The organism is Arthrobacter sp. NPDC093139 (assembly GCF_044754165.1).
In the GTDB taxonomy this organism is placed as follows: Bacteria; Actinomycetota; Actinomycetes; order Actinomycetales; family Micrococcaceae; genus Arthrobacter.
Genome location: NZ_JBIVOO010000006.1, coordinates 243,244 through 264,518 on the forward strand (window position 1 = coordinate 243,244; position 21,275 = coordinate 264,518).

At 66.7% G+C, this 21,275-nt stretch carries 15 protein-coding genes; 9 read left to right on the forward strand and 6 right to left on the reverse strand.

Annotation, left to right across the window (positions count from 1 at the left end; translation table 11 throughout):
- Positions 1-81 precede the first annotated feature (81 nt).
- The 4 genes from ACIP90_RS12245 to ACIP90_RS12260 all read right to left on the reverse strand — a co-directional run bounded on the left by ACIP90_RS12245 (position 82) and on the right by ACIP90_RS12260 (position 5,538).
- Positions 82-1,401 (reverse strand): RNA polymerase sigma factor, encoded by a 1,320-nt coding sequence (locus tag ACIP90_RS12245; RefSeq protein WP_400579576.1) that lies wholly within the window; start codon positions 1,399-1,401, stop codon positions 82-84.
- A 275-nt stretch (positions 1,402-1,676) separates the two neighbouring features.
- A complete protein-coding gene (locus tag ACIP90_RS12250) occupies positions 1,677-3,071 on the reverse strand; it encodes a DUF4192 domain-containing protein (protein ID WP_400579577.1) in 1,395 nt (464 codons plus the stop codon).
- Between the two features lie 126 nt (positions 3,072-3,197).
- Positions 3,198-4,538 carry a nitrate/nitrite transporter gene (locus ACIP90_RS12255; RefSeq protein ID WP_400579578.1) on the reverse strand — a complete coding sequence of 447 codons (1,341 nt, stop codon included), beginning with the start codon at positions 4,536-4,538 and terminating at the stop codon, positions 3,198-3,200.
- Between the two features lie 61 nt (positions 4,539-4,599).
- A complete protein-coding gene (locus tag ACIP90_RS12260; protein WP_400579579.1) occupies positions 4,600-5,538 on the reverse strand; it encodes a proteasome assembly chaperone family protein in 939 nt (312 codons plus the stop codon).
- A 257-nt stretch (positions 5,539-5,795) separates the two neighbouring features.
- Here ACIP90_RS12260 and ACIP90_RS12265 point away from each other — a divergent pair, with 257 nt between their 5' ends.
- The 5 genes from ACIP90_RS12265 to ACIP90_RS12285 all read left to right on the forward strand — a co-directional run bounded on the left by ACIP90_RS12265 (position 5,796) and on the right by ACIP90_RS12285 (position 12,043).
- On the forward strand, positions 5,796-7,319 hold the full coding sequence (locus ACIP90_RS12265; protein WP_400579580.1) for a leucyl aminopeptidase: 1,524 nt from the start codon (positions 5,796-5,798) through the stop codon (positions 7,317-7,319).
- Between the two features lie 266 nt (positions 7,320-7,585).
- Complete coding sequence (lpdA, locus tag ACIP90_RS12270) at positions 7,586-8,968, forward strand: dihydrolipoyl dehydrogenase (protein WP_400579581.1); 1,383 nt, start codon at positions 7,586-7,588, stop codon at positions 8,966-8,968.
- 114 nt (positions 8,969-9,082) lie between these two features.
- Complete coding sequence (gene sucB, locus ACIP90_RS12275; RefSeq protein WP_400579582.1) at positions 9,083-10,843, forward strand: 2-oxoglutarate dehydrogenase, E2 component, dihydrolipoamide succinyltransferase; 1,761 nt, start codon at positions 9,083-9,085, stop codon at positions 10,841-10,843.
- A 155-nt stretch (positions 10,844-10,998) separates the two neighbouring features.
- On the forward strand, positions 10,999-11,349 hold the full coding sequence (locus ACIP90_RS12280) for a hypothetical protein (RefSeq protein ID WP_400579583.1): 351 nt from the start codon (positions 10,999-11,001) through the stop codon (positions 11,347-11,349).
- A gap of 262 nt (positions 11,350-11,611) precedes the next feature.
- Positions 11,612-12,043 carry an OsmC family protein gene (locus ACIP90_RS12285; protein ID WP_400579584.1) on the forward strand — a complete coding sequence of 144 codons (432 nt, stop codon included), beginning with the start codon at positions 11,612-11,614 and terminating at the stop codon, positions 12,041-12,043.
- 131 nt (positions 12,044-12,174) lie between these two features.
- Here ACIP90_RS12285 and ACIP90_RS12290 read toward each other — a convergent pair whose 3' ends face one another.
- Entirely contained in the window at positions 12,175-15,699 is a 3,525-nt protein-coding gene (locus tag ACIP90_RS12290) for a S41 family peptidase (RefSeq protein WP_400579585.1), read from the reverse strand.
- A gap of 74 nt (positions 15,700-15,773) precedes the next feature.
- On the opposite strand from ACIP90_RS12290, the gene ACIP90_RS12295 reads away from it, so the two are divergent.
- Positions 15,774-16,667, forward strand: a complete 894-nt coding sequence (locus ACIP90_RS12295) for a TIGR01777 family oxidoreductase (protein ID WP_400579586.1) — start codon at positions 15,774-15,776, stop codon at positions 16,665-16,667.
- An 83-nt stretch (positions 16,668-16,750) separates the two neighbouring features.
- On the opposite strand, the gene ACIP90_RS12300 is transcribed toward ACIP90_RS12295, so the two are convergent.
- Positions 16,751-18,502 carry a serine/threonine protein kinase gene (locus ACIP90_RS12300; RefSeq protein WP_400579587.1) on the reverse strand — a complete coding sequence of 584 codons (1,752 nt, stop codon included), beginning with the start codon at positions 18,500-18,502 and terminating at the stop codon, positions 16,751-16,753.
- Between the two features lie 143 nt (positions 18,503-18,645).
- Here ACIP90_RS12300 and lipB point away from each other — a divergent pair, with 143 nt between their 5' ends.
- From lipB to ACIP90_RS12315, 3 genes are all read left to right on the forward strand, one after another.
- A complete protein-coding gene (gene lipB / locus ACIP90_RS12305) occupies positions 18,646-19,314 on the forward strand; it encodes a lipoyl(octanoyl) transferase LipB (RefSeq protein WP_400579588.1) in 669 nt (222 codons plus the stop codon).
- Entirely contained in the window at positions 19,311-20,318 is a 1,008-nt protein-coding gene (gene lipA, locus ACIP90_RS12310) for a lipoyl synthase (protein WP_400579589.1), read from the forward strand. Before lipB ends, lipA begins: the two co-directional genes overlap by 4 nt.
- 87 nt (positions 20,319-20,405) lie before the next feature.
- Positions 20,406-21,155 carry a DUF4191 domain-containing protein gene (locus ACIP90_RS12315; protein WP_400579590.1) on the forward strand — a complete coding sequence of 250 codons (750 nt, stop codon included), beginning with the start codon at positions 20,406-20,408 and terminating at the stop codon, positions 21,153-21,155.
- Positions 21,156-21,275 lie beyond the last annotated feature (120 nt).

A 21,275-nucleotide genomic window follows, 5' to 3' on the forward strand; every position in this document is an offset into this window, starting at 1 on the left:
ACAGCAAGGGGCTGTCGCCGGTTCAACCGGCGGCAGCCCCTTGCTGTTGCGTTCTCAATCCGGGAACACCCGGTAGACGTCCTAGTCCAGGTAGTCCCGCAGGACCTGGGACCGCGACGGGTGCCGCAGCTTGGACATCGTCTTGGATTCAATCTGGCGGATGCGCTCACGCGTGACACCGTAGACCTTGCCGATTTCGTCTAAAGTCTTCGGCTGGCCGTCCGTGAGGCCGAAACGCATCGCGACCACGCCGGCTTCACGCTCGGAGAGCGTATCGAGCACGGAGTGAAGCTGTTCCTGCAGCAGCGTGAAGCTCACGGCGTCGGCGGGGACCACGGCTTCGGAGTCCTCAATGAGGTCACCGAACTCGGAGTCGCCGTCCTCGCCAAGCGGCGTGTGCAGAGAGATCGGTTCGCGGCCGTACTTCTGGACTTCAACGACCTTTTCCGGGGTCATGTCCAGCTCCAGGGCCAGCTCCTCGGGCGTGGGTTCACGGCCGAGGTCCTGCAGCATCTGGCGCTGCACACGGGCGAGCTTGTTGATGACTTCGACCATGTGCACCGGGATACGGATGGTGCGGGCCTGGTCAGCCATGGCACGGGTGATGGCCTGGCGGATCCACCAGGTGGCGTAGGTCGAGAACTTAAAGCCCTTGGTGTAGTCGAACTTCTCAACTGCACGGATGAGGCCGAGGTTGCCTTCCTGGATCAGGTCCAGGAACAGCATGCCGCGACCGGTGTAGCGCTTGGCCAGGGACACCACGAGGCGGAGGTTCGCCTCGAGAAGGTGGTTCTTGGCGCGCTTGCCGTCGTGGATGATGAATTCAAGCTCGCGCTTGTACTTCGGGTCCATCGAGCCGTCATCGGCGGCGATCTTCTCTTCGGCGAAGAGGCCGGCCTCGATCCGGAGGGCGAGGTCAACCTCCTGTTCCGCGTTGAGGAGCGCGACCTTGCCGATCTGCTTCAGGTAGTCCTTGACGGGGTCGGCGGTGGCGCCGGCCGACATGACCTGCTGGACAGGGGCGTCGTCGTCATCGGCATCGGAGTAGACGAATCCGGACCCGGTGGGTGCGGCAGCCTTTCCGGCCTCGTCGGGTTCGTCGGTGAGCTCGGCAGGATCAGGCGACACGTCATCGAGATCCTCTTCGACATCCACTTCGACGTCGTCATCCGAGGTCGAGCGGCTTCCGGCGGCTTCGGCTGCAGCCTTGGCGCCGGGCTTGGGGCCACGCTTCTTCGGCTCGGGCTTCGCGGCGGCCGACGTGCTGTCGCCGCCGGCGACTGCGGCAGCCTTGTTCGCGGCGCGGGTGGCTGCACGCTTGGCGTTGGTTGCCGCCTTCTTGTCCTCGGCCAATTCATCGGCCTGGGCGGCGGGTTCCTTCTTCGCGGAAGACGGGGTCACAGAAAACCTTTCTAGCGGCGGTCTGTGGAATCACCATACGGGCAACACCACTATGACCCTGTCAAGTCCGTGATTGACATCAGGTGCAACCTCGACCGACAGAGCCATTAAGTAGAACTGCCGGGGCGGCTGCAATGTTCCCGTCTCCGGGCGCCACTGCAAGCACTGATTCACGGACCCAACCGGGTCTCGGCAACCATTGTCTCATGATTTTCCGCGCCAGGGGCCGCCGCGGCCGTAATACGCGGCTGTCCTGCCCGGCCGCTCGCACGGTTCTATGCGGCGTCCGTGCCGAATTTCTGCCAGGCTGCCTCCCTGCGTCCGGCCCAGCCGCAGATGGTTCCCCGCCTGACCACTTCGGAAAGCAGTTCCGCCAGCCTGTACCCGGGGGCTGCCTCCAACGCCCGGGTCAGCGAGGCGTGGGCGTAGGAGCCTCTCCCCCGGCACCATTCAATCCAGGCTTTGGCCGTCCAGGCAGCCGCCTGCGCTTCCCCCGGGCCGCAGGACGCCAGATGCAGCATCGCGTCTTCAAGGGACTTCATGCTGTTCCAGTCCGGCACCAGCGGAGTCAGGCCGAGGAGGACCTCTCCGTAGCCGGGGACCTCGCCATCGTCGTGGGCCTCGCTATCGTCGTGGGCCTCGCTATCGTCATGGACCCCGCTATCGGCCGGGACCTCGCTGCGGCCAGGGATTTCCCCGTGGCTGCCAGGGGCAGTGGATGAATCAGGCTCCCCCGCTGCGGTGGGCTGGAGGAAACCGCGGGGCTCTGTCTTTGCGGGCATTTTCCTTGCTTGAACCGTTCTGGCAGGCACTTCCAGGCCTGACGGGCTTCTTGCCGGTGGCCCCGGCAGGGCCGAGAAGATGCCGAACTCCTCAGCACCGGCCACCGCGGCTGGCCGGCCTGCGGCGGCCATGACCAGGACAGCATCGCGCCACGGCGGAACGCACAGGGTGGCGCGCAGGAAACCGGCAACATCGTGGTCCAGCCGGGTGCCCGCTTCAGCGGTCAGTATCACTTCCCAGGCGTCCAGCACGCTTTCGAATTGGGCCCGGCTTGCCCTTCTGTCACCGAGTGTTTCCGTCCAGCGTTGCTCTGCCGCCAGCACCGCCGGATTCTCCTCCGGCTCCGGACTTCCGGCGGAGCTGGCCCCGGGCGGCGCACCCACACTGCTTCCGAGGTACACCATTTCTGCGTTGAGGCGGCTGTCCCGGATCTCGGCAAGGGGCCGCCCGGGCAACGGGCAGCAGCCGGTGTCCGAGCAGTACACGTTCCGCCAGTAGTCGGCGCCGACGTACCACGCATCCCGCACCGGCATCCCGGCCAGCCCGAGGGCGGATTCAAGGTCAGCAAGCAGCGCCCTGCCGCCGGGAGGACCAGAGGCGTCCGCCCAGCCAGCATCCGTGAAGAACATCAGAAGGGTGCCGTCGGCGTGGTCATCCGCGAGGAGGTACTCGGCCACGGTACGGGCGAAGTCCTCGCGTCCGCACCTGGACGGCGCCCCGTCCGGTATGTCGACCTCCGGCAAATCGACCCGGAGGGTGGCTCCGAGCCGTTTGCCTTGCATGGTCATTGCCACAAGGCTGCGGGTGGGCCAATACCCCAGCGTGTGGGGAACATAACCGAGAATGTCCTCGGGGCCGCTGATGATCAGGTGCTCGGGTGCGCTCATGCCTCCAGCTTTCGCCCCTCCCGCCCCCGACGGCAGCCGCAACCTGGGCTATGTGGAAGACCGTTGGGTGTGGAGGACAGGTCAGGCACACGCCAGCCGCCCGGGAGGGCTCCGGCCTGCACGAAGTCAGCCCCGGGAAGCGGACTTCCGCCGGGCGATGCGTGCCCTGCGCTGTTCTGCCATCGCCTGCAGCAGAGGCTGAATCACCACACCCTGGGCGGCCATCTGCCGGCGGACCTTGCGGCGGACTACCAGCATGGCGACGGATCCGACTCCCAGAATCAGGAAGTGCACGCACAGGGCGATGCGGAATGGCTCGAGGCCGTACAGAACTCCGTTGGAGAACCCGGTGGAATACAGGATGTCGAGGACGGCGCCGATCAGGTAGATGGCCATGAGGGCTGCGAAGAAACCGCCGACGTTGACAATGCCCGTGGCGGTGCCGATCCGGTGCGCCGGGTTGAAGGTTCGGGCGAAATCGAAGCCGATCATGGAACCCGGACCTCCGATGGCCAGCACCACCACGAGCACGGCAAGCAGCCACAGCGGCGAGCGGCCCGGGTAGAGGAGCACCGCCGCCCAGGCGACTGCCGTGGCGGCTACAAGCAGGAGAACCATGGTTGAGCGCCGGAGGGGATGCCGTGAAACAAACCGCCCGATCAGGGGTCCTGCACCGATGGCACCGGCCACATAGAGGGACATGAGCGAAGCCACGGTCCCGGAGTCCAGGCCCTGCGCCGAAATGAGGAAGGGGTATCCCCAGGTCATCGCGAACACGGTGCCGCTGAACTGGATGGTGAAGTGGCTCCACATGCCGAGCCTGGTGCCGGGCTGCTTCCAGGCCCGCGAGAGCGATACACCGGTGGCGCGCAGGCCTTTGACCGATTCCTGGCGGGGAGTGCCGGGCGGCACGTCCTGGAGCAGCAGGACCACGAGGACGACGGCGACGCCGGACAGTCCTGCAAGGGACAGGAAGGCTGGGCTCCAGCCGGCGGTGTGGAGGACGAAGGCGAACGGCACCACGCTCAGGAGCTGGCCCAGCTGCCCGGACATTCCCGTGAGCTGGGTGAGCAGCGGCACGCGGGCAGGCGCAAACCAGAGCGGGATGAGCCGGATGACGGAGATGAACGTCATGGCGTCGCCCGCGCCTACCAATACGCGGCCGACCACACCGGCCGGGACACTCTCGGCGAACGCGAGCTGGAGCTGGCCCAGGCCCATGAGCAGGGCGCCACAGGCGATCATGGCCCGGGAGCCGAACCTGTCCACCAGCACTCCCACCGGGATCTGAAGCCCCGCATAGACGAGCAGCTGCAGCACGGTGAAAAAAGAAATCGCCGAGGCACTCGCGTGGAACCGTTCGGTCGCCTCCAGCCCGACCACACCAAACGACGTACGCTGGGTCACCGCCACCAGGTACGAGAAAATGCCAATGGACCAAACGAGCCAGGCGCGGGGGGCAGTCACCATCTCATTATGCCCGGCGCCCACACAAATCCGATTTAATTCGGGGATTTAGTGACGGAGCTTATGGCGTGGGATTTTCCCGGGCCAGATAGGCCTCCACTGCGGCTCCGAGCGTATCGGCGTCTGGCAGTTCGTCGTTCTCGTCGGCCAGCAGGGACCGGCGAACGGTGCCCTCCGCCTTTTCGTCGTAGCGTGCCTCCAGCTTGGCGACCACCTGCTGGACGTCAGCCGAGGCTTCGACCTGTTCTGCGATCTGCCGTCCGACGTCGCGGCCCGACTCCCGCAGCCTGTCGGTGGGGAGCATGAGGGATGTGGCGGCGCCGAGGTATTCCAGGCCCGCGACAGCCGCCGGCGGGTACTCGGCTTCGGCGAGATAGTGGGGAACGTGGATGACGTAGCCGGCCACGTTCCGTCCGGCATCAACAAGGCGGAGCTCCAGCACGTGGCCCACGGCGGCGGGTACTTCCACCGTCGGCTTCCAGGCCGAGATGCCCTCGATCAGCTCGGGGCGGTTGCCATGCACCGTCACTCCCACCGGGCGCGTATGCGGCACCGGCATGGGGATGGAGTGGATCCACGTCACCAGGTTGACGTCCAGTGTCTCCACAATCTGCACCACGGCACGCGCGAAGCGTTCCCACTGCAAATCAGGCTCGAATCCGGCCAGGAACAGGAACGGCCTGCCCAGGCCGTCGACGAGCCGGTAGAGGGCGAGGCTGGGTGCCTGGTAGTCCTCAAGGTGGTCCTCGACGAAGGACACATGCGGCCGCCGGGTCCTGTAGTCGATGAGCTGGTCGGCATCAAACACGGCGACGCGTTCGGAATCGAGGTTGTCGAGGAGCTCGTCCGTGATCTGCCTGACCACGTGGCCGGCGTCGGCAAAGCCGGTGAAGCCCATCACCAGATTCAGCCCCCGCAGTTCAGGGCTGTGGAACAGCTCAATGTTCTTGGCGTAGAGCGCGTCGGGGTCCAGCAGCGAGCCGGAAATCCGTTCAAACACGGCGAGTTCCTTTCTTGGTCGGAGGGGTTATTCTCCATAACGCTGCGGCTGTCCGGGTCATTCCTTGGGCCTCTGTGGCGCGGCTCTCAGTCAATCCGGCTGGGCGGCCGCTGAGAGACTACGATCGGAACTGGCCTTTGATTTGGGCCACCGTGCCGGCGGCCTCCCGTGTGGACGGCTCCGGGGCACCCCTGGAAGGGCGCCTTTGCATTGCACTTCCTGCACGAATCGTCACAGAGAATTGAGGACTGATCCTCGTGGTCAAGAATAGCGAAATCAACCTTAGCGCCATTGCGCGCGACCTCAAGAAGGCCGCCAGCGACGCCGTCGTCATCGGCGTGGGACAGGGGGCCGACGGCCCCGTCCTGCTTGAGAATCCGCTGACGGCCAAGTCGGCCGAAGCACTGGCCGAATCGTTGAAGGTTCTTGGCATCACCGGGGCGGCTGACCAGACTGTCCGCCTCCCGGGTCTTCCCGAGGCAGGCAACGGCGTCGTCGTGCTGGCAGGCGTAGGCAAGATCAGCGCAGGCCAGCGGCTGACCCATGAGGCGCTGCGCCGTGCAGCCGGTTCCGCAGTCCGCCAGTTGGCGGGACTCACCACGGTCACACTGGCCTTCCCGACGGCGGATGTCGCCGACGTCGCGGCCGTCGCCGAGGGCGCGGCGCTGGGCGCCTATTCTTTCACCGAGTACCGCTCGTCCAAGGACGGGCTGAAGGATCCCGTCCGCAATGCGGTGATCTTCACGGACCTGGCCGGCGACAAGGCCCTTGAACCCGCCCTGAAACGCGCCGCGCTCCTTGGGAAGGCCGTCAACGCGACCCGCTCGCTGGTGAACCAGCCGCCCAGCCACCTCTATCCGGAATCGTTCGCCGACGCCGCCAAGGAACTGGCCAAGGGACTGCCCGTCAAGGTGACCGTGTGGGACGAGAAGCGCCTCGAGAAGGAAGGCTTCGGAGGCATCATGGGCGTCGGCAAAGGCTCCTCGCGCCAGCCCCGCCTGGTCAAGGTCGAATATGCTCCGGCGAAGGCCACCCGGAAAATCGCCCTCGTCGGTAAGGGCATCACGTTCGACACCGGCGGCATTTCCATCAAGCCCGCCCTCGGCATGGGTGACATGAAGAGCGATATGGCGGGTGCCGCCGTCGTACTTAATACAGTGCTGACCCTCGCCGGCCTGGGCCTGCCCGTGAAGGCGACCGCCTGGCTGTGCATTGCGGAGAACATGCCCTCGGGCGCGGCCTCCCGTCCGGCGGACGTCCTCACGATGTTCGGGGGCAAGACTGTCGAGGTCCTTAACACTGACGCCGAAGGCCGGCTGGTCATGGCCGACGGCATTGTCGCGGCGAGCCAGGAATACCCGGACGCGATCATCGACGTCGCGACGCTGACGGGGGCGCAGCTGATCGCGCTCGGAAACCGCACGGCAGGTGTCATGGGCGCAGACAGTGTCACCGGTCCCCTGAAGGTGGCGGCCGACCGCGCGGGGGAGCTCATCTGGCCCATGCCGCTGCCGGAAGAGCTGCGGCCCAGCCTGGACTCCCAGGTGGCCGACCTCGCCAACATCGGCGAACGCCATGGCGGCATGATGACGGCCGCCGTGTTCCTGCGCGAATTCGTGGGCAAGGGCAAGGACGGCCAGCCGATCCCCTGGGCGCACATCGACATCGCCGGCCCCTCCTTCAACAACGGCGCACCCTACGGCTACACACCCAAACAGGGCACGGGCTGCACCGTCCGCACGCTCGTGGCGTACGCCGAGGACCTCCTCACCGGAGCCTGACCGGTTCTGCCCCGGGGCGTGTCTCCGGCGGTGTGCCGGGGTGTGGCGGCCGGCATGATCCGTCCGCCACACCCCCGCGTGACACTCGACACAAGCGCTCCACAAATGTCCCGGCAAGGTGGAGCATGGATAAGTGGTTCGCTAAGGTGAACCACGGTAGTCACAAATGAAAGGGAACAGGCCTGCTGGCATAATCACGGCAGAGCAAGTTCCAAGACCAGATGATGCGTACTCTCGTGTCATCGTTCACGCGAGGGAGCGTCTAAGTGGCCGATCAGGCAACTGCGCAAGAATTCGACATCCTGGTACTCGGTGGCGGCAGCGGCGGATACGCCACCGCCCTCCGGGCCGTTCAGCTTGGCTTCACCGTGGGCCTCGTGGAGAAGGCCAAACTCGGTGGAACCTGCCTGCACAACGGCTGTATCCCCACCAAAGCACTGCTGCACTCGGCCGAGCTGGCTGATCACGCCCGCGACTCCGCCAAGTACGGTGTGAACGTCACCCTTGACAGCATCGACATCACGGCCGTCAACGCCTACAAGGACGGAATCGTCGCCGGCAAGTTCAAGGGACTGCAGGGCCTCATCAAGTCCAAGGGCATCACCGTCATCGAGGGTGAGGGCAAGCTTCAGGGCACCGACACCGTCGTCGTGAACGGCACCGCCTACAAGGGCAAGAACATCGTCCTCGCCACGGGCTCCTACTCCCGCTCCCTCCCGGGCCTGGAAATCGGTGGACGCGTCATCACGTCCGACGAAGCCCTGACCATGGACTACATCCCCAAGAGCGTCATCGTCCTGGGCGGCGGCGTCATCGGCGTGGAGTTCGCCTCCGTGTGGAACTCCTTCGGCGTGGACGTCACCATCGTTGAAGGCCTGCCCTCGCTGGTCCCCAACGAGGACACCACCATCGTGAAGAACCTCGAACGCGCCTTCAAGAAGCGCGGCATCAAGTTCTCCACCGGCACCTTCTTCCAGGGCGTCGAGCAGGACGACAACGGCGTCAAGGTCACACTGGTTGACGGCAAGACCTTCGAAGCGGAACTGCTGCTCGTGGCCGTCGGCCGCGGCCCGGTAACAGCCAACCTCGGCTACGAAGAGGCCGGTATCACCATCGACCGCGGCTTCGTCATCACCAACGAGCGCCTGCACACCGGCGTCGGCAACATCTACGCCGTCGGCGACATCGTCCCCGGTGTCCAGCTGGCCCACCGCGGCTACCAGCAGGGCATCTTCGTCGCCGAGGAAATCGCGGGCCTAAAGCCCGTCATCGTCGAAGACGTCAACATCCCCAAGGTCACCTACTGCGAGCCGGAGATCGCCACGGTCGGCTACACCGAAAAGGGCGCCAAGGCCAAGTTCGGCGATGACCAGGTCGAGATCCAGGAATACAACCTCGCCGGCAACGGCAAGAGCTCCATCCTGGGCACGGGCGGCCTCGTCAAGCTGGTCCGCCAGAAGGACGGCCCCGTCGTCGGCGTCCACATGATCGGATCCCGCATGGGCGAGCAGATCGGCGAAGCCCAGCTGATCGTGAACTGGGAAGCCTACCCCGAGGATGTGGCCCAGCTGCTGCACGCCCACCCCACCCAGAACGAGGCGCTGGGCGAAGCCCACCTCGCCCTCGCGGGCAAAGCCCTCCACGGCTAAGCAGCTCCGCAAATACCCCAGTGCTTAGTGCACCCGGCATGATCCGCAGGGTGCACTAAGCTCGAACACGCCAGCAATCATCCGCACAAAATCAATAAGGAGAACGGGGACGACATGTCTGAATCCGTTAACTTGCCCGCCCTCGGTGAGAGCGTCACCGAAGGAACTGTCACCCGCTGGCTCAAGCAGGTAGGTGACCGGGTAGAGGTGGACGAGCCGCTGCTCGAAGTCTCCACCGACAAAGTAGACACTGAAATCCCCTCTCCGATCGCCGGCGTCATCGAGGAAATCCTCGTTGCCGAAGACGAGACCGCAGAAGTTGGTGCTCCCCTGGTCCGCATCGGTGACGGAGCCAGCGGCGGATCCGCTCCCGCTGATGCCGCCCCCGCCGAAGAGGCGCCGGCTGCAGAAACCGCCGAGGCCCCCGTCCAGGAAGCACCGGCGCAGGCTCCCGCTGAAGAAGCCCCCGCCCAGGAAGCCCCCGCCGCAGAAGCCCCTGCCTCCTCCGGCGAGTCCCACGAAGTGACGCTCCCCGCGCTGGGTGAAAGCGTCACCGAGGGCACCGTGACGCGCTGGCTCAAGGCTGTTGGCGACTCCGTCGAAGTCGACGAGCCGCTGCTCGAGGTTTCCACCGACAAGGTCGACACCGAAATCCCGTCCCCTGTTGCCGGTACCCTCCAGGAAATCCGCGTCAACGAAGACGAAACCGCTGAGGTCGGCTCCATTCTCGCCGTGATCGGCTCCGGCGCTGCCGCTCCTGCCGCCGCTCCCGCCGCAGCACCTGAGAAGCCCGCAGAGGCCCCCGCCGCGGAAAAGCCGGCCGAAGCACCGGCACCGGCTGCACCGGAGCAGGCAGCTCCCGCGCAGGCTGCACCGGCACAGGCAGCTCCGGCTCCCGCCGCCCAGGCCGCGCCCGCCGAAGCACCCGCCGAGGCACCCGCCGCGGGTGGCGAATCCGGATACGTCACTCCCTTGGTCCGCAAGCTGGCCAACCAGCACGGTGTGGACATTTCCGCCCTGTCCGGCACCGGCGTCGGCGGCCGTATCCGCAAGCAGGACGTCCTGGCCGCCGCTGAGGCCAAGCCTGTCCCGGAAGCACCGGCCGCCCCCGCCGCTTCCGCCCCTACAGCAGCTTCCGCCGCGTCGTCGTCGCTGCGCGGCACCACGCAGAAGGCTCCGCGCATCCGCCAAGTCATTGCCCGCCGCATGCGCGAGTCACTGGATATCTCCACCCAGCTGACCCAGGTGCACGAAGTGGACATGACGAAGGTGGCCAAGCTCCGCCTCCAGGCCAAGAACTCGTTCCAGGCCCAGAACGGCACCAAGCTCACGTTCCTGCCGTTCATCGCCAAGGCCGTGGCCGAGGCCCTGAAGCAGCACCCCAAGCTCAACGCTGCGTACGACGAAGACAAGCAGGAAATCACGTACCACAACGCCGAACACCTGGCGATTGCCGTCGACACTGACAAGGGCCTGCTCGTCCCCGTCATTTCCGACGCCGGCACGCTGAACCTTGCCGGCCTGGCCGGCAAGATCGCGGACGTCGCAGACCGCACCCGCAACGGCAAGATCGGTCCGGACGAACTGTCCGGCGGAACGTTCAGCATCACCAACATCGGGTCTGTGGGCGCCCTGTTCGACACCCCGATCATCAACCAGCCGCAGGTCGGCATCCTGGGCACCGGCGCCATCGTGAAGCGCCCCGTGGTTGTACAGGACGCAAACGGCGATGACTCCATCGCCATCCGCTCCATGATGTACCTGTCGCTGACGTACGACCACCGCCTCGTGGACGGCGCGGACGCCGGACGCTTCCTGCAGACGCTGAAGGCACGCCTCGAAGAGGGCGCGTTCGAAGCGGACCTGGGACTCTAGCCTCCGCACGCTGCATAAGGCGGCGGCCAGTCCGGTACCGGTGGGAAACCGCCGCACCCGGAGTGGCCGCCGCTTTTTTCGTGCCCTGCGTTTCGCGCGCCGACCCACCGCAGGCATTACTACGGAGCGTAGAAGGAGCTGGCTACACTGGTGCCATGAACATCGTCTACAACATCATGGTCTTCCTGCACATCGTCGGCGCCGCCATGATCGTCGGCATCTGGATCGGCAACATGAAGAAGCCAACGGTCCACCCCCGGCAGTTCGACGGCGCCGCGCTTCAGCTGCTCACGGGCATCGCCATGATGGGCCTGATCCCCGCCCTGGATATGGACGCCAACTACTTCAAGCTGGGCATCAAGTTCGCCATCGGCCTGGCCGTCGGCGTGCTGGCCTTCATCGGCCGGCGCAAGTACAAGAAGGACGAGCCCGTCTCAGCCGGCCTCGCGCACGCCGTCGGCGGCCTGGCCCTCCTGAACATCGGGATCGCCACTCTCTGGCAGTAGCCGCTCTCCTGTAAGGGACTCTCCCGCAAGGGACATTCCCCCAAGGGAAAGACGAGGGCGACGCACCGACCGCTGGAACCCAAGCGGAGGGTGCGTCGTCGTCGTCGTTTCCGGCGCAAGGCGGGACGCTTTCGCCGGACCTCCGGTCATAATCCTCTGACAGCGGACAATCCGTGCAAGGGGGCCGGCTAGTCCCTAGGATTGTGCAGGAAGGACCGGGCGTCAGCCGGATCCTGAATTGAACCCAAGCTTAGGAGTGGACATGGCAGCAACACGCACCGCACACACTGTATGGAACGGCGACCTGATGACGGGTGCCGGCAACACGACGCTCGACAGCTCCGGCCTGGGTACCTACGAGGTCACCTGGAAGGCCCGCACCGAAGCCGCTGAAGGCAAAACCAGCCCGGAAGAGCTGATCGCCGCCGCCCACTCCGCCTGCTTCTCCATGGCGTTCAGCCACGCGCTCGCCCAGGCTGGCCACACGCCGGAAGAGGTGCACACCAAGGCGGATGTCACCTTCGTGCCCGGCACGGGCATTACCGGCAGCCACCTGACCCTGAACGCCAAGGTTCCCGGCATCTCGGAAGATGAGTTCCAGAAGATCGCTGCGGAAGCCAAGGTAGGCTGTCCGGTCTCCGGCGCCCTCGCCAGCATCGACATCACCCTCGACGCCACGCTCGCCGCTTCCTGATTGCCGGCCTCCGCTGCTGCGGGCAGCGGAGTGCCGCACAAGCAAAGGCCCTGCGCCCGTTCTGGAGAATCCAGTTCGGGCCCAGGGCCTTTACTTATGGCGTCAGCCGGCAGCTGCCATCGGCGGCCGTGTCAGCCGTCGGCGTTCTGGCGGGCAGGCAACCGCCCGGGCCGCAGCCGGCGGTAACCCTCGCGTGCCGGCGGACGGTCCGTGGGGATCTCCTGGACCATTTCCTTCAGCGCTCCGATGCCGTACTCCAGTTGCGGATCCCGGCCGGCAGCGTAGGCATGCGGCGGGAACGTCACCTCGATGTCCGGGGCAACTCCATAGTTCTCGACGTTCCAGCCCACCCCGCCGCCAAACCAGGTGGCGTAGCGCGGCTGGGTGACGCCGGTGCCGTCCGCGAGGGTGAAGCGGCTGTCGATCCCCACCACTCCGCCCCATGTCCGGGTCCCGATCACGGGGCCGATGCCCCTCAGCTTCGACACCTGCGTGATGATGTCACCGTCGGACCCCGCGAACTCGTCGGTGAGGATTATGACCGGGCCGCGCGGTGCGTGGTGCGGATAGGTCCGGGGCTTCTCGCCGCGCGGCATGCTCCAGCCCGTCACCTTGCGGCCGATCAGCTCAGCCACCAGCTGGGAGGTGTGCCCGCCGCGGTTCCGGCGCACGTCAACGATCAGCCCGTCCAGCGCTGTTTCGGTGTCCAGGTCACGGTGCAGCTGGGCCCAGCCGTTGGCCATCATGTCGGGGACGTGCAGGTAGCCGAAGTTTCCTTCGGACGCCTCCCGCACGGTCCGGCGGTTCGCGGCCACCCAGTCCTGGTAGCGAAGGCGCTCCTCGTCCTTGATGGGGACCACAGCAATACGTCGCTGCTCGCCGGCCGCCGGGCCGTGGCCGGCACCGTTGCGGAGCGTCAGTTCCACCGTCCGCCCGGCCGCGCCGACCAATTGCATGGCCGGAGTCAGGCTATCGGTGAGCTGGACGCCGTCGACGGCAAGCAGGACGTCGCCGGCCTTGGCAGCGGCGCCAGGGCGGGACAGCGGCGAGGTCGCCAGCGGATCCGACGATTCGCCGGCGAGGATGCGGACAATTTCCCAGCCCTCGCCGGTAAATGCAAGGTCCGCGCCGAGTCGGCCCTGTCCGTTGCCGCCGTCCTCTGTGGCGGCTGCCGGCCGGACGTATGCATGGGACGTGCCGAGCTCGCCATGGAGTTCCCAGAGCAGGTCCACGAGGTCGTCGTGGGAGCCGAGCCTGTCGACCAAAGGCCGGTAGCGCTTGTGGATGGACTCCCAGTCCTGGCCTGCCATGTCCTCGGTCCAGAAGAAGTCGCGCTGCAGCCGCCATGCCTCATCAAAGGCCTGTCCCCACACCCTCAGCGGTTCCATCAGCACTCGGACACGGGCAAGGTCCACCTTGACCACCTGGCCGGATTCCTCGTCGGCCTTCGCGTCGGACGGGACAACCCGGATCTGCTTGTCGTGGATAACCACCACCTTCTTGCCGTCGGCGGAGACGAGGTAGCTGTCCAGCGCGTCCACAAGGGTGGCGCTCTTGCGCTTGGCCAGATCGAACCGGACCAGGCTGGGCGCCGCGTTCTTGTCCTCCAGGCTGGCTTTGCCGTCACCGGTCACGCCGGCCAGCGGGCTGTCCAGCCACAGCAGCGCACCGTCAACCGCCGTCAGCGAGGAGTAGTTTCCCTGCGGAACGGGGACGCTGACGACGCGGTGCGAGAGACCATCGGCGTCAACGCTGAGCGGCGCCTGCTGCCCGGACTCCCGGGCGTCGCCGTCCTGGTCCGACCCCGGTTCGAAGGAAAGGTCCACGCTCGGGCCGAAGGGCGACGCCGTGTCCGCAGCCAGCGCGACGAGGTAAGGCTTGATCGGGCTGGGGAAGGAGAGGTCAAAGGAATGACCGTCGTAGACCGGATCGAAGCTCCGGTTGGACAGGAAGGCGAGGAACTTGCCGTCCGGCGTGAACGACGGCGAGTGGTCGCGGAAACGGCCGTCCGTCACCGAGATGATCTCGGGCTTATCCGTCCCGGTGCCGACGTGGGCCAGCCGGAGGCGGCTGCGGGAGCCGAACGACGTCACAGGTTCCGACCAGGCCAGCCAGGCAGAGTCCGGCGACCAGCACAGTTCTTCGATGCTGCCTTCGCCGATGCTGGTCAACGCGGAAAACGAACCCACACGCGTATCGGCCACATAGATGTCGCCGAACGCGGTGCCCAGGGCAACCCAGCGGCCATCGGGGCTGGTTTCCATGGCGCTGGCCCGCGAGGGTTTCGGGAAGGCAATCCGGATCGGCGCCTGGGCTGCGGAGCGGGCCTGGGCCTGGCCCTCGGCGAGCGTGCCGGCGTCCGGGCCATCCTGGTCCTCTGCGCCGGCAGCCGGAGCGACGTCCGCCTGCGAATCGTCCGCCACGGCCACATTAATTCGCTGGCCGGCGGGGCCGGCCGCGGGGACGGGGCTGGGCAACGGCAGCGCCGGAGTCCCGGATGACTGCTGTTCCGCGAACTTCCCCCTGACCGGGGCTGCACGGTCAACCCGTGCGCCCTGTACCTCAACCCGGGGGGCGATCTCCTTGATGAACAGCGCTTCGTCCCCATCGTGGTCCGCTACGTAGGCGATGCGGCCCTCCGTCAAGGGACGCGGCAGCCTGGCCCGGACTCCCGGAGTGGCTTCCACCACCCGGGAAGGTCCGTCCTTGTGCTTCAGCCAATGGATGGTTCCGTGCGCCTCGACGGCGCTGGCCGCTCCCGAGGCGTCAGGCCGGACGTCACCGAGGTGCTTGTCGACCTTGAGCAGGGAGGGACGGCGGCCCTGGGAGGCCGATCCCAGCGAAATCTCCAGCCGGACGGCGTCAGAGGAAAGGTCGTGAAGAATCCACAGCTCGCCGGCCGACTCGAAAATGACGCGTTTGCCGTCCGTCGCTGCGTGGCGAACATAGAAGTCTTCATGGTCCGTATGGCGCCGGAGGTCCGTTCCATTGGGCAGGACCGAGTACAGGTTGCCGTAGCCCTCATGGTCGGAGAGGAAGGCAATGCGCCCCTCAACCCACATGGGGTCGGCGAGATTGCCGTCCAGGTCCGGGAGCAGCCGGGCGAACTCACCGTTGCCGTCGGCATCAATCCAGAGCTTGCCGGCCGTCCCGCCGCGGTAGCGCTTCCACCAGGCGGGTTCCCGCGACAGGACGCTGGCCACGACGACAGGCTTCTCGTCTCCGACCTCGGGGCCGAAGGCGACGGACTCCACGGGCCCGAAGGGCAGTTCCTCGGCCCAGCCGCCCTCCGTCGGCAGACTGTAGGCGTGAGTCAACCTGCCCTCCGCCTGGCGGAACGCACTGGTGACCACCACGTCACCGGAAGCTGTGAACCCTTTAACCCTGGTGGTGCTGTGGCCGAAGTAGGTCAGCTGGCGGTACCCGCCGCCGTCGACATCCGCGATGACCACCTCGGGTGCCGTCCCCTGCACCACCGTCCAGACAAGCTTCTTGCCGTCCGGTGTGAACCGCGGGTTGCGGGCCGGGAGCTGCAGGGAAGAAATCCGCCAGGCACGGCCTCCGCCGAGGGGCGCGATCCAGACATCGTCCTCGGCCACAAACGTGACCAGATCGCCGTGAACATGCGGGAATCGGAAGTAGCTCGAAGAGGTCATCGTTCGATCATAGTCAATGTCAACAAGGGCGGCGGGGAGGTGCCCTGCCGTGCCGGGGCGTGGTGAGATGGATCATGCGTATCGTCTTGGCCGGCGCCTCAGGGCTCCTCGGTACCGATCTTTCCGCCCGTCTGGTAGCTGACGGCCACGATGTGACGCGACTGGTCAGGAGGACCCCTGCCTCACCGGCGGAAGTTCGCTGGGACCCGGCTGCCGGCCACATCGACCCCTCCTGCCTTGAAGGGGCCGACGCCGTCATCAACCTGTGCGGGGCAGGCATCGGCGACCGGCCCTTGACGGGCCGGCGGATTGACGAGCTCTTCCGCTCACGGCTCGGGCCGACGCGGACCCTGGCCACGGCAATGCAGCACCTGGACGCGCCGCCGAAAACCTTCATCAGCCAGTCGGGAACAGGCTATTACGGAGACGCGGGGATGACCTCCCTGCACGAGGAGTCGCCCGCCGGTTCCGGCATCCTGGCTCGGATCTGCGCTGAGTGGGAAGCCGCCGCGCATGAGGCACCGGCCGGTGTCCGCGTGGTGACCCCGCGGACGGCGGTGGTGCTCAGCCGGTCTGGCGGAGCCCTGGGCAGGCTGCTGCCGCTGCTGCGTCTGGGCGTCGGCGGCCCGCTTGGCAACGGCAGGCAGTACTGGCCTTGGATCACCCAGCCGGATCTCTCCGCCGCTTTCGGTTTCCTCCTGACGTCTCCACTCTCCGGTCCGGTCATCGTCTCTGCCCCGGAACCCGCTGACGTCAACGCTCTGGTGGGGGAACTGGCCCGGGCCCTGCACAGGCCCGCACTGTTTCGGGTCCCTTCGCCGGTCTTGCGGCTGGTGATGGGCAAGCTGGCCGACGAACTCCTGCTGGCCAGCCAGAAAGTGGAGCCTGCCCGGCTGAAGGAGGCCGGATTCGTGTGGCGGCATCCGACGCTGCGGCAGGCCGCAGAATGGGTTGTCGGCCACGCCTGAGGCGGCGCCTGAAGGCACGCGTGAAGCGGTGCCTGAAGGGACGCCCGGGTCCCGGGAGGAGCCGGCCTGCAGCATCGGTTAGGTCACGGCCCCGGCAGGATCTCTGCGACGAGCCACTTGCCGTCCATGCGGAGCAGGACCAGCCGCAGATCGAGGGGCTGCTGGGGCTGGCCGGTCGCCACCACGTCCCCGGCCGCAGACCGCTCCACATATCCGGACGTTGTGGCGGTCACGGCGACCACCGCCCGTGTCCCTGTGCTTTCCGGCAGGCGTCGGATGCCCGCGAGGCTGGTGGTGAACCCAGCCAGCACCGTCCGGGAGTCCTGCAGCCGGGTACTGAGCCCCCGGTCTGCGGCCGCGGCGGCCGAGCCTGGTGCGTTGACCTCGGCGAGGAGTTCCAGCCTTCCCTCACTCAGGGCTTTGGACCGCAGCCAGGCCAGCCCTTTGACGGCTTCCGCTGGGTTTCCTGCGTGGAGTTGGCTGCGGACGGCATCCGGAATCCTGGCCGGGGCTGCGGCCGGCGCCGGCGCCGGCGTGCTGTCGCGTACGAGGGAAGGCCCGGCGGCGGTGCTGCCGCCCGGAACCGGGTCCGATGGCGGCGGCAACAGCAGCCACGCGCCGGCAATGACGGCCACGGCCAGCAGGCCTGCCCAGGCGGCTTTCCGACGGCGGCGTGCGGCGGCCGCATGCGGCGAGGGGTGCGGCAGCGCGGAGAGCGGCGGATCCTGCCGCGACCGGGCGTGCCGGCCGCGCCTGGCGGGCGGCTGGTCTCCCGGATCACCGGCCACGGATGTTGCCCGAAGCCGGCCACCACGCAGTCCTGTGGCTGTGACCGGGTGCTCCGGGACCGCCATGGCGGGCGCCGATGTACGAAGGCGCCTCCGCCAGGCGCCGAGCCGTTCCCGCATGCGTCCGCGGGCCCGTGGCTCCGGCGTGCGGGTCAGCAGTTCCGGCAAGACGGTCGGATGCACCGAGCGCGAAAGGTCGACCGGTACGGCGGCTGCGCTCCGATAGATGGCCGTGGCCAATTCCGCGGCGTCCGGGCGCCGCCGCCGGTCCTCGCTCAGGCCTGCCTCCAGAGCGGCGGCGAGTTCGGCCGGAACGCCGGGCACCAACAGCGAAAGCGGCGGCCTGTCCGGGGCAGGGAGCGGCGGCGATCCGGTGAGGCAGTACCAGCCCAGCGCGGCGGCCGCGTACACATCGCGGCCGGGCTGCAGGCCCGCCCTGAGCGCATCCACGGGTGAAGGATCGCGAAATCCGTCCGTTCCACGTTCGGAAACGCCGACAGGATCCCCCACCATCCGCGCCAGGCCAAGGTCGGCGAGGAGCGGTTTTCCATGTCCGGAGAAGAGCACGTTTCCGGGCGACACATCCGAATGGGTGAATCCCTGGCCGTGCAGATAAGCCAGTACCTGGGCGACGGGCGTCAGCACAGTCACAGTTTCCCCGACGCTGAGCCTGCCACGGGTGCCGACGAGTTGCCGCAGAGAACCGCCCGGCGCGTAGTCCATGAGGATCCCGACGACGCTGCCCGCGGCCCCGCCGACACTGACGGCGTCGTGCTGCTTAATCAGGTGACCGTGGTCAAGGACGGACATGATCAGGATTTCCCGGCGGATATCCTCTTCCGCGAAATCCGCCCCTTGGCCCTGTGGGCCGGGGCTGCCGGACGCCGCGCCAAAGCACTTCAGCGCCAGCTTGCGGCCGCTCACCTCCTCGGTCACCAGCCACACGACGGCGCTGCCGCCGCTGCCGAGCCGGCGGCACACCCGGTAGCCGGGAACCTGCGGTTCGCCATTCCCGGAATGATCCGTGTCCTGACTCACATCGTCCATGGCTTAATGCCTACCCGAAAAGACCACCTCCTGCAGAAGTTATCCACAGGGGCCGACCCGGGTACTGCCCGGTTCCCCGAAGGCGTGAGAGGTTGGGCACACTACTGACCGGCAGGACGCCGGCCGGGTCTAAGCTGGATGCCATGACTCTTGAGTTCACACAGCTGGGTCTTGCCCCTGATTTCGTGGATTACACGCACGCCTGGGAACTCCAGCGCGACATCCACGAGAATGTCCTGGCCGGCAAGGCCCCCAGCACAGTACTCCTGCTCGAACACTCCGCTGTCTACACCGCCGGCAAACTGACGGAGGACCACGAACGCCCCTTCGACGGCACCCCGGTTATTCCGGTGGACCGCGGCGGCAAGCTGACGTGGCACGGGCCGGGCCAGCTCGTGGGGTATCCCATCATCAAGCTGAAGAACCGGGCCGGGATCCGTGACTACGTGGAGCGGCTCGAGGCCGTCATCATCGCCGTCCTGGCGGACTACGGAATCACTGCCGTCCGGATCAAGGGACGCGCCGGTGTCTGGATCGAAGAAGACGCCAAGGGCCCCGCGCGGAAGATCGCCGCCATCGGCATCCGCGTCCATCAGGGCGTCACCATGCACGGCTTCGCCATCAACTGCAACAACGACCTGGCACCATACGGCCAGATCATCGCCTGCGGCATCACGGATGCCGGCGTGACCACCATCGCCCAGGAGACCGGCCGGGACGTGGCTCCGGCAGATCTCGTTTCGCGGATCATCGAAGAACTGCGCAACAATGAAGACGCCCTAGTTGCAACCCCCGAAGGAGCTCTACTGTGACACTGGCACCAGAAGGCCGGAAAATGCTGCGTATAGAGCAGCGCAATGCGGCCACCCCGGTGGAGCGCAAGCCGGATTGGATCAAAGCCAAGGTCCAGATGGGCCCCGAGTTCGTCCAGCTCAAGAACCTCGTCAAGAAGGAAGGTCTTCACACTGTCTGTGAGGAGGCCGGCTGCCCCAACATCTTCGAGTGCTGGGAGGACAAGGAAGCGACGTTCCTGATCGGCGGCTCCGAGTGCACCCGGCGGTGTGACTTCTGCCAGATCGACACCGGCAAGCCCTCCCCTGTCGACGTGTTCGAGCCCACCAAGGTTGCCCGTTCGGTGCAGGCGATGCAGCTGCGCTACGCGACGGTCACCGGCGTTGCCCGTGACGACCTCGAGGACGAGGGTGTCTGGCTGTATGCGGAAACAGTCCGCAAGATCCACGAACTCAACCCCGGCACCGGCGTCGAGCTCCTCATTCCTGACTTTTCCGGCAAACCCGAACACATCCAGGCGATCTGCGACTCCAAGCCGGAGGTCTTCGCCCACAACGTGGAAACCGTGCCGCGCATCTTCAAGCGCATCCGTCCCGCCTTCCGCTACGAGCGTTCCCTGGACGTCATCACGCAGGGGCGCGACTTGGGCATGGTCACCAAGTCCAACCTGATCCTGGGCATGGGAGAGACCCGGGAAGAGATTTCCGAGGCGCTTCGGGACCTGCACGCGGCCGGTTGTGACCTGATCACCATCACCCAGTACCTGCGCCCGTCCGAGCGGCACCTTCCGGTGGACCGGTGGGTCAAGCCGCAGGAATTCGTGGACCTGCAGCAGGAAGCGGACGAGATCGGCTTCCTCGGTGTCATGAGCGGTCCGCTGGTGCGCTCCTCATACCGCGCCGGCCGGCTGTGGGCCACCGCGATGCGCAAGAAGGGCTGGGAGATCCCTGCCGAACTGGCGCACATCGAAAGCTCGGGAAGCACCCGGCAGGAGGCGAGCTCGCTGCTCGCGGCGCACTCCTAGCACCGTCTGTCTGTCTAAGCCAAAGGGCCGGACGCCGGATCTCCGGGGTCCGGCCCTTTGTCGTGGATCACGTAGAATTAAGGCACTATGGCGAAATCCCCTGATTCCAGCAACAACACCCCGTCGGCTGACGCCCCCAAGCGCGGACTCTTCTCGCGCAAGCCCAAGGCGGCAAAGGTCAAGAAGCCGAGCCGGCTCAAGCAGATCGGCGAAGTCTTCAATATGACCCGCCGCCACGATCCGATGGTTCCGTGGCTCATGCTGCTGGCTTTCCTGGGTGTCGTGGCGGTCAGCCTCATCCTCGGCTTCCTGCTGGAAAACTGGATTACCGCCCTCATCATAGGCATCCCGCTGGGCTTCCTCGCGGCCACATTCATCCTGTCCCGCCGCGCCGAGCGTGCAGCGTTCGCCCAGATCGAGAACCAGCCCGGTGCCTCCGGGGCTGCCCTCAGCACCCTCAAGCGGGGCTGGATCACCGAAGAGCAGCCGGTAGCGGTCAACCCGCGCACCCAGGACGCCGTGTTCCGCGCCATCGGCCGTCCCGGCGTCGTGCTGGTCAGCGAGGGCCCCACGCACCGGGTGAGGCCGCTGCTGGACGCCGAACGCAAGAAACTTGCGCGGATCCTCCCTAACGTGACCATCCACGTGATTGAGAGCGGCAAGGGTGATGGCCAGACGCCCATCAGCCAGGTTGCGAAGAAGATGAACAAGCTGAACAAGGAGCTCACCAAGATCGAGGTGAGCGCTGTTTCCAAGCGCATCTCGTCGCTCGGAACGCGGCTCCCCATCCCCAAGGGCGTCGACCCCTACAAGGCCCGTCCCCAGCGCGGACGCTAAACTTCCTGATCCGCCCCGGCGGCCGGATTCCCTCCGGCTGCCGGGGCGTTTTCATTTGGCCCAACCACGCTTTATACGCCCGCTGAATACGACTTTGCCGAAACACGACTCACGATGCCG

Coding starts and splice junctions, on each gene's coding strand:
- ACIP90_RS12250 (WP_400579577.1), bottom strand. CDS start 3,071: ATGAGCGCACCCGAGCACCTGATCATCAGCGGCCCCGAGGACATTCTC.
- ACIP90_RS12285 (WP_400579584.1), top strand. CDS start 11,612: ATGGCAGCAACACGCACCGCACACACTGTATGGAACGGCGACCTGATG.
- ACIP90_RS12315 (WP_400579590.1), top strand. CDS start 20,406: ATGGCGAAATCCCCTGATTCCAGCAACAACACCCCGTCGGCTGACGCC.
- ACIP90_RS12295 (WP_400579586.1), top strand. CDS start 15,774: ATGCGTATCGTCTTGGCCGGCGCCTCAGGGCTCCTCGGTACCGATCTT.
- ACIP90_RS12280 (WP_400579583.1), top strand. CDS start 10,999: ATGAACATCGTCTACAACATCATGGTCTTCCTGCACATCGTCGGCGCC.
- sucB (WP_400579582.1), top strand. CDS start 9,083: ATGTCTGAATCCGTTAACTTGCCCGCCCTCGGTGAGAGCGTCACCGAA.
- lipB (WP_400579588.1), top strand. CDS start 18,646: ATGACTCTTGAGTTCACACAGCTGGGTCTTGCCCCTGATTTCGTGGAT.
- ACIP90_RS12290 (WP_400579585.1), bottom strand. CDS start 15,699: ATGACCTCTTCGAGCTACTTCCGATTCCCGCATGTTCACGGCGATCTG.
- ACIP90_RS12300 (WP_400579587.1), bottom strand. CDS start 18,502: ATGGACGATGTGAGTCAGGACACGGATCATTCCGGGAATGGCGAACCG.